The organism is Mesorhizobium onobrychidis (assembly GCF_024707545.1).
GTDB classification, from domain to species: Bacteria; Pseudomonadota; Alphaproteobacteria; order Rhizobiales; family Rhizobiaceae; genus Mesorhizobium; species Mesorhizobium onobrychidis.
On the sequence record NZ_CP062229.1, the window covers coordinates 4,080,936 to 4,096,402 of the forward strand.

Annotated in this window: 9 protein-coding genes; 5 read left to right on the forward strand and 4 right to left on the reverse strand. The window is 61.9% G+C overall.

Going from position 1 to position 15,467, the window contains the following annotated elements:
- Positions 1-314 precede the first annotated feature (314 nt).
- Both IHQ72_RS20255 and IHQ72_RS20260 read right to left on the reverse strand, forming a co-directional pair.
- Positions 315-1,484, reverse strand: a complete 1,170-nt coding sequence (locus IHQ72_RS20255; protein WP_309508599.1) for an aldose epimerase family protein — start codon at positions 1,482-1,484, stop codon at positions 315-317.
- Between the two features lie 639 nt (positions 1,485-2,123).
- Complete coding sequence (locus tag IHQ72_RS20260; RefSeq protein WP_258116780.1) at positions 2,124-4,028, reverse strand: adenylate/guanylate cyclase domain-containing protein; 1,905 nt, start codon at positions 4,026-4,028, stop codon at positions 2,124-2,126.
- A gap of 439 nt (positions 4,029-4,467) precedes the next feature.
- Here IHQ72_RS20260 and IHQ72_RS20265 point away from each other — a divergent pair, with 439 nt between their 5' ends.
- Positions 4,468-4,911, forward strand: coding sequence for an SRPBCC family protein (locus IHQ72_RS20265; RefSeq protein WP_258116781.1), 444 nt, complete (start codon positions 4,468-4,470; stop codon positions 4,909-4,911).
- Positions 4,912-4,988: 77 nt separating this feature from the next.
- Here IHQ72_RS20265 and IHQ72_RS20270 read toward each other — a convergent pair whose 3' ends face one another.
- Positions 4,989-11,540, reverse strand: coding sequence for a kinesin (locus tag IHQ72_RS20270; protein ID WP_258116782.1), 6,552 nt, complete (start codon positions 11,538-11,540; stop codon positions 4,989-4,991).
- Between the two features lie 274 nt (positions 11,541-11,814).
- Between IHQ72_RS20270 and IHQ72_RS20275 the strand changes: the two genes are divergently transcribed.
- The 3 genes from IHQ72_RS20275 to IHQ72_RS20285 all read left to right on the forward strand — a co-directional run bounded on the left by IHQ72_RS20275 (position 11,815) and on the right by IHQ72_RS20285 (position 13,841).
- Positions 11,815-12,183 (forward strand): Hpt domain-containing protein, encoded by a 369-nt coding sequence (locus IHQ72_RS20275; RefSeq protein ID WP_258116783.1) that lies wholly within the window; start codon positions 11,815-11,817, stop codon positions 12,181-12,183.
- Between the two features lie 101 nt (positions 12,184-12,284).
- Positions 12,285-12,605 (forward strand): 2Fe-2S iron-sulfur cluster-binding protein, encoded by a 321-nt coding sequence (locus IHQ72_RS20280; RefSeq protein ID WP_006334837.1) that lies wholly within the window; start codon positions 12,285-12,287, stop codon positions 12,603-12,605.
- A gap of 207 nt (positions 12,606-12,812) precedes the next feature.
- Positions 12,813-13,841 (forward strand): NAD(P)/FAD-dependent oxidoreductase, encoded by a 1,029-nt coding sequence (locus IHQ72_RS20285; RefSeq protein ID WP_258116789.1) that lies wholly within the window; start codon positions 12,813-12,815, stop codon positions 13,839-13,841.
- 47 nt (positions 13,842-13,888) lie between these two features.
- Here IHQ72_RS20285 and IHQ72_RS20290 read toward each other — a convergent pair whose 3' ends face one another.
- Positions 13,889-14,506: a DUF922 domain-containing Zn-dependent protease gene (locus IHQ72_RS20290; RefSeq protein WP_258116790.1), complete on the reverse strand. Its 618-nt coding sequence runs from the start codon at positions 14,504-14,506 to the stop codon at positions 13,889-13,891.
- 84 nt (positions 14,507-14,590) lie between these two features.
- On the opposite strand from IHQ72_RS20290, the gene folP reads away from it, so the two are divergent.
- Positions 14,591-15,433 (forward strand): dihydropteroate synthase, encoded by an 843-nt coding sequence (gene folP, locus IHQ72_RS20295; protein ID WP_258116791.1) that lies wholly within the window; start codon positions 14,591-14,593, stop codon positions 15,431-15,433.
- Positions 15,434-15,467 lie beyond the last annotated feature (34 nt).

Consider the following 15,467-nt stretch of genomic DNA (forward strand, 5'->3'; position numbering starts at 1 on the left):
CCGCCCTTCGCGCTACAGCTTTGAATCGACCCCCTTTCGGACGTAGACAGCGACTTGCATGAAGGTCTGATTTGGCTACGGCCAGCGGCTTTGTGGGCGATGGAAAGCCGCAACGTTCGCCTGCTTCGCCGCGGAGACGCTGCGTGTTCCGCCGGGGACATAGCGCCAGCAAGCAAGCTCCGGATCCGCTGCCTTGCCTCCCGCAGCGACGACGCCCAGAGCTCCAGCGTCTCGATCGAAACGCCCGTCATCCATGATCTCCGAATCATGGCGACCCATCGATTCAGCAACAAGAAAAGAACGCAGCTGCAACGCTAGGACGCGTCGGTGGAGAATTTGTGTATCGTAGTCGACTTCAGCGTTTCGCCCGGTTTCAGCACCGTCGTTGGAAATGACGGCTTGTTCGGCGAATCCGGGAAGTGCTGCGTCTCAAGGCAGAAGCCGTCGGTCTGGCGGTATTGCTGACCGGCCGCGCCGACGAGCGTCGAATCGAGGAAGTTGCCGCTGTAGAACTGGACGCCGGGCTCGGTGGTCGAGATCTCCATGATCCGGCCCGAGCGCGGCTCGTAGACTCGGGCGGCGAGCGAAAGTCCACCACCCGACCGGTTCAGCACGAAGTTGTGATCGTATCCGCGGCCATAGGCCATCTGTGGGTCGTTCGAGCGGATGCGTGCGCCGATCGGCGCCCCTTGGCGGAAGTCGAACGGCGTGGCGGTCACGGAGGCGAGCTGCCCGGTCGGGATCAAGGTCGCATCGACCGGCGTGAAGCGATCGGCGTTGATCGTGAGGATGTGATCGTCGATCCCACCCGTGCCGTCGCCGGCGAGATTGAAGTAGGAATGACTCGTGAGATTGACCACGGTTGGTTTGTCGGTCGTCGCCTCGTAGTCGATGCGCAGCTCGTTGTCGTTGGTGAGGCTATAGACGACCTGGACCGTGAGCGTGCCGGGATAGCCTTCCTCGCCATCCTTGCTCGTGTAGTTGAGCCGCGCTGCGGCGCCGCTGACGCTGCTCAGCGGTTCGACCGCCCAGACGACCTTGTCGAAGCCTTTCGTGCCGCCGTGCAGGCTGTTCGGCCCGTTATTGGCGGCGAGTTGGTATTGCGTGCGGTCGAGCGTGAACTTCGCGCCGCCGATGCGATTGCCGTAGCGCCCGATCAAGGCGCCGAAATAGGGGTTCATGGATTCGTAGTCGGCGAGTTCCTTGAAGCCGAGCACGACGTTGTCGAGCTTGCCCCAGCGGTCGGGCACATTGATCGCCGTGATGATACCGCCATAGGCGATGAACTTGACGGACGCGCCCCTGTCGTTGGTGAGCGTGTAGAGATCGACGGCTTTGCCGTCCTGCGTGTTTCCGAATGGGGTCTTGTCCACAGAGCCGGCGCCGGCGCTCGTTCCCGTCAGCAGCACGCCCATGCCGAGCACGGCCGCGCCGAGCACTGACCTATGCCAGGTACGCGACCTGTTTGGTTCGATCGGCGTCATGGTTTCCTCCCTCGATAGGCCTCTTCGCCGGCGGCTTCTGACGAGCCGCCTGAAAGACCAATTCTAAACTCATCGGGCTATCAAGGTAAGCGCGTCCTGGTAGAGATTGTACAATAGCACCGTGCTTGAAAAGCGTGTGCCGGATACCGCCGGTCGCATCAGCTCATTGCCTGATCAAAATTGCCGTCGGTGCATGAATCGCAGGACGGCGTATCCGCCTGATTCCCGACTTCGATCTTGCTGCTAGTTGGTGTCGCAAAGCCACCCGATTGAGACGTAGAACGCGCCATGGCGGTGAAATCCGAGCCGATGCCCCGGCCGGCTCGGTTGCGCCATTTCTTGACATTCCCGGCGATACTCCGAAGCGGACCTTCACGTAAGGGCTCGAGTCGACCCGTTACGGAAGTCGAGGTAGCCGCTCGCCCGCATTGACAGCACTCAGTCGATCCCTCAGCCCAATGCTTCTGCGCAGGTCAGCTATTGTCCGGCAATCGCAAGCCGCCGCCCATCTCCACGCCGCGTTTCCGGCGTTCGAGAAGCGAGCCATGCCGAGCACGATCGCCTTTGGAGTATCAACATCGCCTTGAGTATTTTCGTCCCTCATCGTCGAGCTGTCCGAGTGGCTGATGGCGACGTAGGTTAGCTTTCGTTTTCTGGCCGATGCCTGGTCTGTATGAACGGTCCGGTTGGCAGTCCAACTTGCGTCAGCAGCGCCTGAAAACGCGGATGGTCGTAGACATTCTTGAAATCGCTGTCGATCAGCCAGCGAGCGGTTGCTTGGGGCGCGTTGACGGCCCAGCGCTGGAGCAAGTCGAGGGCCTGCTCGCTTTCGCCCAGCAGCGAATAGTCGCATGCGGCGTTGAATTGCGTCAGCGGATCGTCCGGGGCGATGGTTAAGGCGCGAGACACCCATTCGAGCGCGCGCGCTCTCTCGCCGAGTCGGACCAGCGCACCGGCCCCAAGACTGGCCGCCAGCGGGATGTCGGGATGTGCGGCGAGCGCGCGTTCGGCTCGCTCAACGCCAATCAGTGCGGTCCGTCTGGCTTCTTCGTCACGCCCAAGGTCAGCATAAGTCTGCGAAAGGATGAGCCACTCCTTGTAATCATCGGGCGAGAGCGCAACACAGTGTTCGTCCATCCGTGCCGATGTCTCAAGGTCGCCCCGATCGCGCGCGGCAAAGCAGTAGAAATAATAAGCTTCATAGAGGCTTGGGGCCAGTTCGATCGCCCGCTCGAATTCGGCGACGGCTTCGGGGTAGCGATCCTTGTAGTGGAGCGCCATCCCGTAGGAGGTGTGCGCTTCCGCCAGATTGGGATCCAGCTCAAGCGCCTTCAGGCTCGCCACGTGAATATCGTTCACAGTCGTGTCTTCATGCTGGTTGATATAGAGAAACCAGGCGCAATCGGCGAGGCCGGCATAGGCGCGCGCATAGCTCGGGTCCAGCTCCGCCGCCTTCCTGAACATGCGTTGTGCAAGCAACACATGCTGCTGGGTATGTAGATGATAGAGATGGCGGCCCCGGAGATAGTAGTTATAGGCGTCGATGTTTTGCGTCGGTGCCGTCTCGATCGCCTTCTTTTCATGCGGCAGCAGGTTGACCTTCAGCTGCTCGACGATCTTCTTCGTGATCTCGTCCTGCATGGAGAAGATTTCCGTCAGGTCGCGGTCGTGGCGATCGGCCCAGAGGTGCGTGCCGTCCTTCGCGTCGATGAGCTGTGCATTGATGCGCACGCGCTGGCCAGCCTTTCGAACGCTGCCTTCGAGAATGTAGGCGACGTTGAAGCGCCTACCCACCTCCTGCACGTCGGCGTGCTTGCCCTTGTAGGTGAACACCGAGTTGCGCGCGATGACGGATAGCGCCGAGACCTTCGACAGATCGGTGATGATGTCCTCGGTGATGCCGTCGACAAAGTATTCCTGTTCAGGATCGCCGCTCATGTTGGCGAACGGAAGCACCGCGATCGAGAGCTTCGCCTTTGCGAAGGTCGCGGAACTCGAGGAGAGTGTGGCGATCCGCCTGCTGGTCGGTAGATCGAGCATTACGTCGAAGACACGAACCGGGGGATCGATGTTCTTCAGGGTCTGCTCGCCCCTATCCTCGAATGCGAGGTCGAGCTTGTTGCCGATGTGGTCACGGACAGTGCCCGAGACAGCAACGCCACCCGGCTTGGCAATGCCCTCGATACGCGCCGCAACGTTCACGCCGTCGCCGTAGATGTCGTTTTCCTCGACGATAATGTCACCGAGATTGACGCCGATGCGGAACTCGATCCGCTGGTCCTGTGGCACGTCGACGTTGCGCTCGCGCATCTTACGCTGGATGTCTGTCGCGCACGCGACCGCGTTCACCACGCTCGGGAATTCCACCAGGATGCCGTCGCCGGTCAGCTTGACGATGCGCCCTCGGTGCTCGGCAATCTTCGCTTCGACAAGCTCTTCCCGATGAGCCTTCAACGCCGTAAGTGTGCCGGCCTCATTGGCGCCCATGAGGCGGCTGTAGCCGACCACGTCCGCAGCGAGGATAGCAGCCAAACGGCGTTCCATGCTTCTCCGCCTTGAGGCTCAAACAGCACGCACCTTACCACGCGGCGGCCGCTTGTGGAGCAGCGACCTAGGGGAACGCACTCCATTTAGCTTGCGATCACGAACGTCCGAGTTGGGTCCACCAGCACTGGTTGCCGCGAATGTCGGCTATTGGGTAGCAAAATGGGTTGATGAAGGTCGATTTGGGGTCAAAGCGGTGAGTTCCACTGGAGGTCCCTATCTGGGAGAAAATTTGGGCCTGGAATGTCCGACTAGGGTCATGGGCGTGAATTCGGCAGGGTCGAACGAACTTCCGCAACGGGTCGAAAAGCGGTCGCAGGGAGCCTAACATGAAGGTCTGCGGCCCCGGTTCCAAAAAACCTCAGAACTTGTGTCGGATTGGTCAAGACCGGTTCGTCCTTGGGCATGGAACGACCCTCCAATCACAAGGATAAATGATATGCCCAGTACCGTACGCCTGCACCGCGTCCTGGCAACCAGCCCAGAAAAAGTCTACCGCGCTTTCCTTGAGGCGGACGCGCTCGCGAAATGGCTACCGCCCAACGGCTTTACCTGCACGGTTTATCATCAGGAACCCAAAGTCGGCGGCACATTCAAAATGTCGTTCCGCAACTTCACAACGGACAAAAGCCACGCGTTTGGCGGCGAATATGTCGAGCTCGTTCCGGGCGAACGCCTGCGCTATACGGACACGTTCGACGATCCTAACTTGCCCGGCGAGATGCAGGTGACGGTGATATTGAAGAAAGTATCAGTCGGCACGGAGCTGGATATCACGCAGGCAGGTGTTCCGGACGTCATTCCAGCTGAGGCTTGTTATCTCGGTTGGCAGGAGTCGCTGCGAAACCTGGCAAGGCTCGTCGAACCGGAGATCAATCAATAGAGCATCATCCCGAGGACGCGGGGACGGCATGAAAAAGGCGGGAAATTTTCCCGCCTTTTTCGGTCCCTATCGCCTGATCAATGCAGGCGGCCGCTGGCGTGTGCAAGCATCGTATAGACCTTGCCGGTGTCCGACGTAAGGTAGGTCTGCGCCATCATGTTGTCGCGGTCGTTGCGCGACACGTCCTTGAGCAGTTTTTCGAAATCGTCGCAGTAACGGTCGACGGCGGCGCGGAACTCCGCCTCCATCTGATATTTGCGACGGATCTCGTCGAAAGTCTGCTGACCCTTCAACGTGTAGAGACGCCGCGTGAACACGTCACGCTCGCCGCGCCGGTAGCGGTCCCACAGCTCGATCGAGGCCTCGTGATCGATGGCGCGGGCGATGTCGACGGAAAGCGAGTTGAGCGACTCCACGACATGAAGCGGCGAGCGCTGGGCAGGGGCCGAGCGTGGCGCTTCCGAAGGTACCGCGGGCTTGGCGCCCTCTTCGCGCGATGCCCCGGTCAAGAGATCGCGCACCCAGCCGCCCTGCGGCGTACGGCCATTGGGGTCGCGCTGACGCGGCGCCGTCTCAGCCGGGCGTTCCAGGTCGAGCGTGCCGCGCAGTGCGGTGTCACCCGATGGCGTCTGCGGGCCAAGAGGCTCCGGTTGCGGGCCCGGAGGACGGCCCTGCGGCTCAGCGGCGCGCGCGGCAGGCGCTTGCGGCGCAGGACGCAGGTTGCGCGGCTCCGAGGAGTCGGTGTTGCGGCCCGATTTCGCAACGATATCCGAAAGTTCCTTCAGCGCGTTGATCTGCTCGGAAACGGCGCGGCGGATGGCCGTGGTCGATTCCTTTGCCTCTTCCGGCATCTCGATGACGCCCTTCTTGAGCTCGGCGCGGGTGAGGTCGAGCTCGCTCTTGATCGAGCCGGCGGTGCGCCGCATCTCCTCGGTCGCGTCGGCGAAGCGCTTCGTTGCCGAATCGACGACGTCGGAGATGGCGGTACGGATCTTGTCCGCCGACTCCAGCGTCTTGCCTTCGGCGTTCTGCAACGTCTGGCCGACCAGATCCTCGAACGAGCGCATGACCTTTTCGAGATCCTCCGACTTCTTGACCAGGCCGACGGCGAGGTCCTCCAGCGACGATTGCCTTTCCAGCGTGTGTTCGAGGTTGCTCTGGGCCGAGCTCAACAGATCCGAAGCACTGGACAGCAATCGGCTGTGCTCGTCGAACTTGGTGGCGATCGAGGCAACCTCGCGCAAGGTCGCGGATGACAGCTCGGTAAGCCGTGTCGTGTTCGAATCGACCAAGCGTGCCGAACTGGCGAAGGTCTGCGCGGCTTTCTCCGTCGTCGCCGCAAAGCTTTGCGTGCTGCCGGTCAGGCGTTCGTCGACCTGGCCGAGATTGGCCGCCGCCTGCTCGATCAACTGACCAAGCTGCGAGCTCGAGGTGCTCATACGGCCGATAAGATCGGCGACACTGTCGGCGAGCGTCGAGCGCGCGCCTTCGACGGCCGACAATGTTTCGGCCGTGCGGCTGGCGAGCGCATTGACGAGGGTGGCGTTTTCACTGCGCAGCTTCTCAGTGGCGCGTTCGGTCACCTCTTCCATGCTCTTTTGCAGTTCCGAGCCGCCCTGGGCGAAGCGCTCGACCAGCGGCCGTGCCGTTTCGTCGAGGATTTTCGAGATCTCGGCCGAACGTGCCGCAAGCATGGTGTTGAGCTCGCGGGTGTTGGTGCCGATGGTCTTCGCCGCGTCATTGGTGCTCTGGCCGATATGCTGGCCGACCGCAGTGAAGGTTTCGGCGATCGAGTTGGCGCGCGAAATAAGTTGCGCCTCAGCGGTCGAAACCTGCTCGTTGAGTTTCTGGCCTATCGTTTCGGTGGTGTAGACGAGACGGTTTTCGACGCCGGCAACCTGCTCCTCGACGCGAGCCGCCGCAGCCGCCGCGCTGGATGCCAGGCGCTCGTCGGCGCCGGCGAGCGCCTGCTCGATGTCACGGGCGTGGACGGCCAGTTCCTGACCGGTCTGCCTCGCACGTTCGGCAACCCGCTGCTCGGTGCTGGCAAACGCCCCGACGATGTTGTCGGCATGTTCTCCGATCGTCGACGTGCTGTCGGCGATGCGGGATACCAGACGGTGATCCGCCTCGTCGAAGATACGGCCGATCTCGGATGCGCGGGCCGACAGCGCTTCCGAACCTTCGGCGATGCGCGAGATCAGCTGCTTGTCGGCGGCATCGAAAATGCGGCCAAGGTCCGATGCCCGCGCTGCTAGCGCTTCGGCCGATTCGCCGATGCGCACGCCGAGCCGTTCGTCGGCGCCTTCGAAATTGCGCAGGATGTCGCCGGCGCGTGCCGCCAGCGACTGCGCCGTTTCGACCGCGCGGGCAACCAGCTTCTGGTCCGCCGCATCGAATGTACCGGCGATCTCGCTGGCACGAGCGGCCAGCTGGTCGGCTGTTTCCTGGGCGCGCGTCAGCAAGGAGTTCGATGTGTCGTCGACACGGGCCATGATTGCGCTGGATGTATCCTCGGCGCGGGCTATGAGCGCACTCGACGTGTCTTCGGCACGTGCGGCGAGGCGGCGGTCCGCCTCCTCGAAGGTGCGGGCGATATCCTCCGCCCTGGCGAGCAAGGCGGCCGAGGTCTGCTCGGCACGTTCGGCGATCTTGCGATCGGCGTCGCTGAACGCCGCACCTGCCTGCTCATGCAGCGCGCTGGTGACTTCCATGACCTTTTCACGCAGCGCTCCCGCAACGAAGACGGCGCTCTTTTCGAGCACGCTGCGGACGTTGTCGACACCGGTCGACAGCGCGCGCTCCATGGTTCCGGCGCGCTCCTCGATGATGCCGGTCTGGCGGCTGAACGCCTGCTCGATCTTTTCGACGTCTGCGGCAATGGCGTCCGAGATGTCGGTGCTTCTGGCGGCGATCTGGTCGATATGGCCGGACAGGGAACGGTCGACTTCCTTGCGCGTATCGGCGAGCTTGGAGAGATCGTCCTCCAGCGCACGGGTCAGCGCGTCGCGGCCTTCGCCCAGTTTGCCGACATGCCCGGCGATGATGTCGTCCACCTCGCTGCGGCTCGCCGCAATTTTCTGCAGGTCTGCTTCCAGCGCACGTCTGAGAATGTCGCGGCCTTCGGCCAGTTTCTCGACCTGGCCGGCAACCAGCCCGTCGATGCTCGACCGGCTTTCCGCCAGTTTGGCGAGGTCGTCTTCAAGCGCCTTGGACAGGATCGAGCGGTCCTGGATGAGCTTCTCGGCATGGCTGTTTACAAGACCGTTGACGCTGCCGAGATCGGCCTCCAGCGCCCGCGCAAACTCTGCACGATTGTCGGTCAGCTGCTGGGACTGGTCGGCGACGACACCCTTGATGGTATTGAGGTCTGCTTCCAGCGCGCGTCTGAGGATGTCGCGGCCTTCGGCCAGCTTCTCGACCTGGCCGGCAACCAGCCCGTCGATGCTCGACCGGCTTTCCGCCAGTTTGGCGAGGTCGTCTTCGAGCGCCTTGGACAGGGTCGAGCGGTCCTGGATGAGCTTTTCGGCATGGCTGTTTACAAGACCGTTGACGCTGCCGAGATCGGCTTCCAGCGCCTGCGCGAACTGTGCGCGATTGTCGGTCAGCCGCTGCGACTGGTCGGCGACGACATCCTTGATGGTATTGAGGTCTGCTTCCAGCGCACGTCTGAGAATGTCGCGGCCTTCGGCCAGCTTTTCGACCTGGCCGGCAACCAGCCCGTCGATGCTCGACCGGCTTTCCGCCAGCTTGGCGAGGTCGTCTTCGAGCGCCTTGGACAGGGTCGAGCGGTCTTCCGCCAGCTTTTCGGACTGGCCTGCTATGACGTCATTGATCGTATTGAGATCGGATTCCAGCGCGCGCTTGAGGATGTCGCGGCCCTCTGCCAGCTTCTCGACCTGGCCGGTAACCAGACCATCGATGCTCGACCGGCTTTCAGCCAGTTTGGCGAGGTCGTCTTCGAGTGCCCTCGACAGGATTGAACGGTCCTCGGCGAGCCTGTTCATGTGATCGGAGATAAGGCCATTCACGCTCTGCAGGTCGGTTTCCAACGCCTTGGAGAGCTGACCACGGTCTTCCGCCAGCTTTTCGGACTGGCCTGATATGACGTCCTTGATCGTGTTGAGATCGGATTCCAGCGCGCGCTTGAGGATGTCGCGGCCTTCGGCCAGCTTCTCGACCTGGCCGGCGACCAGCCCGTCGATGCTCGACCGGCTTTCCGCCAATTTGGCCAGGTCGGCCTCGAGCGTCTGCGAAAGCAGGCTGCGATCGTCGGCGAGCCTGCCCGAATGGTCCTCGATCAAGCCTCGGACGCCGGACAGGTCGCTTTCAAGCGAGCGCGAAAGCAGGCTGCGGTCTTCCGCCAGTTTTGCGGAATGGCTCTCGATGAGATCCTTGATGCCGACAATGTCGGTTTCCAATGCCTTGGCGAGTATGGCGCGACCTTCGGCGATCTTCTCGACCTGACCGGCGACCAGTCCGTCGATGCTGGCGCGACTGTCGGCCAGCTTGCCGAGATCGGCCTCGAGGGCGCGTGAAAGAATGCTGCGGCCTTCGGCGAGCCTGCCAACATGGCCGGCAACCATTTCGTCAATGATCGTACGGGCTTGTACAAGTTTTCCGGAGTCTTCGTTCAAGGCTTGTGAAAGCCTGTTGCGGCCCTCTTCGAGCCTTTCGAGATGGCTGCCGAGCGAAGCATCGATGGCGGCGCTTGACTCGTTGACCTTGCGCAGATCCTCTTCGAGGGCGCGCGAGATCAGGTTACGGCCTTCGGCAAGCTTCTGCACCTGGTCGGTGACGGCCGCATCGATGCCGGCGCGGCTTTCGGCGAATTTCGCAAGATCGGCCTGCATTGCCGCCGCCATGCGTTCGCGGCTTTCGGAAAGCTTGCGGCTGTGGTTCTCGACGGCTTCTTCGATGCCGACGCGGGCATCGGAAAGCCGCTGGATGTCGGCGTCGAAGGAGCGCGACACCACATGACGGGCCGCTTCCATGCGCCCGGCGAAATCGCCGGCGCGTGCTTCAAGCATGGACGAAGTCGACGAAACGATGTCGGCCATGTCGGCGCCGATCTGGGTCTTGCCCTGATCGATCATTGCCGACAGCGTCTCCTTGCTTTCCTGGAAGGTATGGGCGATTTCGCGCGCGCGCTCGACCAGCGTCTCGTTGATCTGGCGTGCGCGGGCCTCGAGCGCGGCGTTGAGCTTCTGGGTGCCGGTGTCGAGCGCTTCGGCGCGGGTCTGGAATTCACTAATCAGCGCCTGGCCACGTTCGGCCAGCGTCCGCTCGATGCCGTCAAGGCTGGCTTCAAATTCGGAGTTGAGCGTACGCGCGGCGCCGCCGAGCAGCGATACCATGCCGGAGGTCCGATCGTCGAGCAGATCAGTCAGCGACCGGGTGAGGCCGTCGGTCGTGTCCGTCAGCTTGGCGATGCGTGTATCGAGAAGGCTGGCGAAGGCTTCGCCGGAGGTCGACAGCCGGTCCGTGATCGATTCGAGCCGGCCTTCCACCGAATCGAAGATCGACACCGAGCTTTGGTTGATCCTGTCGATCAGCGTGTCGCCGGAGTTGGTGATGGTCATCGACAGGTTGGTCGAGGCGTTGAGGATGCTGTCGCGAATGATGTCGCTGGCAGCCCCGATTTCGTCCTTCAGCGTCTCATGCGCGCCGGTGATCGAGGCGCGCACGCGTTCGGCGTGGGTGACCACCGCTTCGCGCTCGCTGCCCAGCCCGTCGACAAGCGAGCGGATGCGCGATTCATTCTCCGAGTAGGAGCGTTCGATCTGGTTCACCTCGCTGTGGACCAGGGTTTCGAGCTCGACGGCACGCGCAAGCGTGCGCTCGATGCCTTCACCCATGGCCGCCACCTCGCGGCGGACGGCTTGCCCGATCATCATGACGCGATCCTGGGCAATATTTTCCGGCTCGGTCAGGCGGAAGGCCACTTCCGTCATCGACTGAGCCGCGATGCGCATCTCCTGCGCGCGGCGAATCATGGCGGCAAACGCCCAGAACAGGAGCACGGGCAGGATCGCAGCGATCGCCAGGCCGATCAGTTCGGGACGGGCGAAAAACTGGCCGGGCGTGCGGATTTGCCAGATGCCTGGTCCAAACAGCAGGTTGGCCAATGCACCGGCGCCCGCGATCCAGGCAAGCGAAACGAGCGCCACGACCCAGTAGATCGTGTTCGAGGCACGCCGATTGAGGGTGTGCAGCAGCGTTTTGTAATCTTTTTGACGAGGGTCATTGGCCGGCGTGAAGCTGGCCGGCTGCGTGCCATTGCGCGTTTCCACAGGGCGCAGTTCAGCCGGCTTGGCCTTTGCCGCGGGGTTTGCTTTCTGGTCCTGGGCTTTTTCGTCCTGGTTGGCGGCAGGCTCCGTCTTCTGGCTCTGGCTGGCGACAGGCTCGGCATTCTGGCTCTGGTTGGCGACAGGCTCGGCATTCTGGTTACGGCCTTCGCGTGCCAACTCGTCGGCAGCCTGCGATATCTGCGCTTCCAGATCTTCCATCGACGCTGCGATGTCGAGGTCGCCGCCGGCATCGCCGCTCAGATCGATATCAAGTGCTTTTTCGAGTTCCCTGGCTACGTCGTTGTCGAGCGCTCTTGTCGTCGTTGTTTTCTTCGCCATGCCTTCGCTACCCTGTACAAGCTGCCGCGGGACTTATTGATTCTGCTTGTCGTGTCCCACGCAAGAGGCTGAAAATGGACCTGTCGTATCGTAATGACACACCGGGGTAAAGAAAACATGCATTCGGCGCGATACGTAAAACTTTAAATATAAGGTTAACAAAACTGTGATTCAGGTGCCGTTATCGCAACATTTTTCCGGGCCAATCATTAACCCGTCATCCACAGGATGGGCCTATTTTTTTTCGGCAGTCGAAGAACGGAGTTGCAGAGTCATGCGTGGCGAAAACGGCATTGCCTTCTCGATGCCCGGCGGCGACGTGTCGGGAACGGCCGGGTCGCGGCCGGTGGACCTGGCGCATCTGGCGCGCCAGACGATGGGCGACCGCAGCCTCGAACAGGAGGTGCTGGCGCTGTTCGTGCAGCAGGCGCTGTCGGTTCGCGACAGGATCGTCGACGCCGATGTGAGGCAAAGACTGCTTCTGGCGCACGGGCTGAAAGGTTCGGCGCGCGGCGTCGGCGCCTTCGCTATTGCCGATTGCGCCAGCGCGATCGAACTTCAGCCTGAAGATACCAATACCCTCAAGCGGCTTGGCGCCCTGATCGAAGAAGTCCGCGATTTCGTCGCCGCCATCAGCCGTTAAACCGATTTCCGAAAAAAAACGGCATAGAGCGCCGCTTTCGCGCGGCAGTTGACTTGTCTGCCGGAGTGATTATCTCGGCTGGGACTCCCTTCAGGTGACAAATGACCAAGCTGACCTTCATCGCCCATGACGGCACACATTTTGACGTGGATGCCGAAAATGGCTCGACCGTCATGGAGAACGCGATCCGCAACGCGGTGCCGGGGATCGAGGCCGAATGTGGTGGCGCCTGCGCCTGCGCGACCTGCCACGTCTATGTCGACGAGGCATGGACGGCGGAAGTCGGCGAGCCGGAAGCGATGGAAGAGGACATGCTGGACTTCGCCTACGACGTCCAGCCGAACTCACGGCTTTCCTGTCAGATCAAGGTGCGCGACGCTCTCGACGGCCTGGTTGTGCGCGTGCCCGCCCGCCAAGGCTAAAGCGTGAAGGCTGAAGCGCGGGTTATAGCCGATTTTTCCGGCTCCGGCTTGGCAGCGGGCCAATGGTCATGCAGTGTCGCGCCGTTCTCTACAGCGCCGCGCTTTCTCTCGGACGCGCAAAGGACGCTGTAGCACCGTGATTTAGCGCATGATCCCCAGCGAAAATCGATTTCGATTTTTGCGGTCGTGCGCATCGAAGGCGCATTCATGACCGATATCACCAGGACGGACGTATTGATTGTCGGGGCGGGGCCTGTCGGCCTGTTCGCCGTGTTCGAACTCGGCCTCTTCGACATGAAATGCCATCTGATCGACATACTCGATCGGCCCGGCGGGCAATGCGCCGAACTCTATCCGGAAAAGCCGATCTACGACATTCCCGGCTGGCCATCGATTTCGGCGCAGGGCCTGGTCGACAGACTGCTTGAGCAGATCGCGCCGTTCAAGCCCGACTTCACCTTCAACCGCATGGTCTCAAGCCTCGAAAAGCTCGAGGACGGCAGCTTTCGCGTGATCACCGACGAGAACGAGGTGTTTGAAGCCAAGGTTGTGGTTATCGCCGCCGGCGGCGGCTCATTCCAGCCGAAGCGGCCGCCGATCCCGGGCATCGAGCTTTATGAGGGCAAGAGCGTCTTCTACTCGGTTCGTCGGATGGAGGAATTTCGCGGCCACGACCTGGTCATCGTCGGTGGCGGCGATTCGGCGCTCGACTGGACACTGAACCTGCAGCCGGTGGCCAAGAGCGTGACGCTGGTCCACCGGCGGCCGGAGTTTCGCGCGGCGCCCGACAGCGTCAACAAGATGTACGCCATGCAGGAGATGAAGGAACTGGATTTCCAGGTCGGGCAGGTGACGGGATTATCCGGCGCCGACGGCCAGCTTTCCTCCGCGACCATCAAAGGCCCCAGCGGCGATATCGAGGTGCCGTGCACGCGGATGCTGCCGTTCTTCGGCTTGACCATGAAGCTCGGACCGATCGCCGAGTGGGGGCTCAATCTTCACGAGAACATGATCCCGGTCGACACCGAGAAATTCCAGACATCGGTACCGGGCATCTTCGCCGTCGGCGACATCAACTGGTACCCCGGCAAGCTGAAGCTGATCCTGTCGGGCTTCCATGAGGTCGCCCTGATGGCGCAGGCAGCCAAGCGCATCGTCAGCCCCGGCGAGCGCATCGTATTCCAGTATACGACGTCGTCGACCAGCCTGCAGAAGAAGCTCGGCGTTGCCGGCTGACGCCCCACTTCTACTCCACGAGAATCGACCTTACCATCTGGCCTGAGCTAACCCGGCAGCCGGCCGTTCTCGACGCGCTCCATGCGATAGCGCAGCAGCCGCAGGATGCGGCTTTCGAAATTGATGGTTTCGACGCGATCGAATTGCATCTGGGCCCGGTCGTGCTTGGCAAGAATAGCGGCGGCGATCTCCGCGGCCTTGGCCTTGGCCTCCTGGCATGTCTTCTGCGGATAGGTCGCCTTCAGCGCATCCTCGAGGTCGCGGGCATGGTTCTTGGCGATCTCGACATGGCGGTCCTCATGGCGCTTGATGTCGGCGGACAATGTATCCCAAAACAGCCTTACGCCCGCATCAGCCTTGCGCGAGCGGCGCCACTCGGGAAGGATCACCTTGACTTTAAGGGTGACGTTGGCGTCAGCAATCGCGCAGGAATTCGATTTTTCCGCATAGCTGATGCGGGTGGTGAACGCCATCTGCGTGGCGCCTGGATGCCGCATCCCTGTACTTTTTACCTGGGGCCCAAGTTTCGTAAGCTGGGTTCCGATATCATCGAGCGTCCTGCCGCCGATGCTAAAGTAGCTATATGTCTTTACCAAACTCGCCGTGCCCGCCGGCAAGGCGGAAAAAGCGAGCATCAGGGCGCAAAGCAGTGATCGTTTCATCATGTTGCCTCTTTGCCTACCTTGCGCTACGGCCGTTGCCGGCGCAACAGAATTGATCTTTGGCGGATTACACATGGTTGATGGACAATGACGACAGGGCGATGGCAGCTGGCGCATGGACGTCATCTCGACCTCGGCGGCAAGGCGGTGATCGTCGGTATCCTCAATATCACGCCGGACAGCTTTTCCGACGGGGCGCTGTTCTTAGCGCCCGAACAGGCGATGGCCCAGGCGCGCCGGATGGTGAAAGAGGGGGCCTCCGTCATTGACGTCGGTGGGGAGTCGACACGTCCCGGCGCATCTCCGGTAGCCGTCGAGGAAGAGCAGGCCCGCGTGCTGCCTGTCATCGAGGCGCTCGCCAGGCTTGGCAAGGCGCTGATTTCGGTCGACACCTATCGCGAGGACACCGCCCGGCTTGCCGTCGCTGCCGGCGCCCATATCGTCAACGATGTCTGGGGCCTGCAGCGCGAACCGGGCGTCGCGCGCATCGCTGCCGAGACCGGCGCCGGGCTGGTCATCATGCACACCGGACGTGACAGGCAAAAACTGCCCGACGTGATCGAGGATCAATTTTCCTTCCTCAGGAAGTCACTGGAAATCGCCCGACGAAGCGGCGTTGCCGACGACCAAATCGTGCTCGATCCGGGCTTCGGCTTCGCCAAGGAAACAGCGGAAGAAAATCTCGACCTGATGGCACGGTTTTCCGAACTCGATGCCTTGGGCTTTCCGCTGATGGCGGGTACGTCGCGAAAGCGCTTCATCGGCGCCGTCACCGGCCGCGATGCCTCGGCCAGGGGCGCCGGAACAGCGGCGACGAGCGTCATACTGAGGCTCAAGGGCGCGCAGCTTTTTCGCGTCCACGATGTCGCAATCAATGTGGATGCGCTGGCGCTTGCCGATGCTATGCTGGCGCGTGAAACCACCGCATAGGCTCGAAAATCAAAATCGATTTCCGGCAGGATGC

Excerpts from the sequence above, each read along its gene's own strand:
- IHQ72_RS20255 (WP_309508599.1), bottom strand. The coding sequence starts at position 1,484 with ATGACGCCGATCGAACCAAACAGGTCGCGTACCTGGCATAGGTCAGTG.
- IHQ72_RS20260 (WP_258116780.1), bottom strand. The coding sequence starts at position 4,028 with ATGGAACGCCGTTTGGCTGCTATCCTCGCTGCGGACGTGGTCGGCTAC.
- IHQ72_RS20265 (WP_258116781.1), top strand. The coding sequence starts at position 4,468 with ATGCCCAGTACCGTACGCCTGCACCGCGTCCTGGCAACCAGCCCAGAA.
- IHQ72_RS20270 (WP_258116782.1), bottom strand. The coding sequence starts at position 11,540 with ATGGCGAAGAAAACAACGACGACAAGAGCGCTCGACAACGACGTAGCC.
- IHQ72_RS20275 (WP_258116783.1), top strand. The coding sequence starts at position 11,815 with ATGCGTGGCGAAAACGGCATTGCCTTCTCGATGCCCGGCGGCGACGTG.
- IHQ72_RS20280 (WP_006334837.1), top strand. The coding sequence starts at position 12,285 with ATGACCAAGCTGACCTTCATCGCCCATGACGGCACACATTTTGACGTG.
- IHQ72_RS20285 (WP_258116789.1), top strand. The coding sequence starts at position 12,813 with ATGACCGATATCACCAGGACGGACGTATTGATTGTCGGGGCGGGGCCT.
- IHQ72_RS20290 (WP_258116790.1), bottom strand. The coding sequence starts at position 14,506 with ATGATGAAACGATCACTGCTTTGCGCCCTGATGCTCGCTTTTTCCGCC.
- folP (WP_258116791.1), top strand. The coding sequence starts at position 14,591 with ATGACGACAGGGCGATGGCAGCTGGCGCATGGACGTCATCTCGACCTC.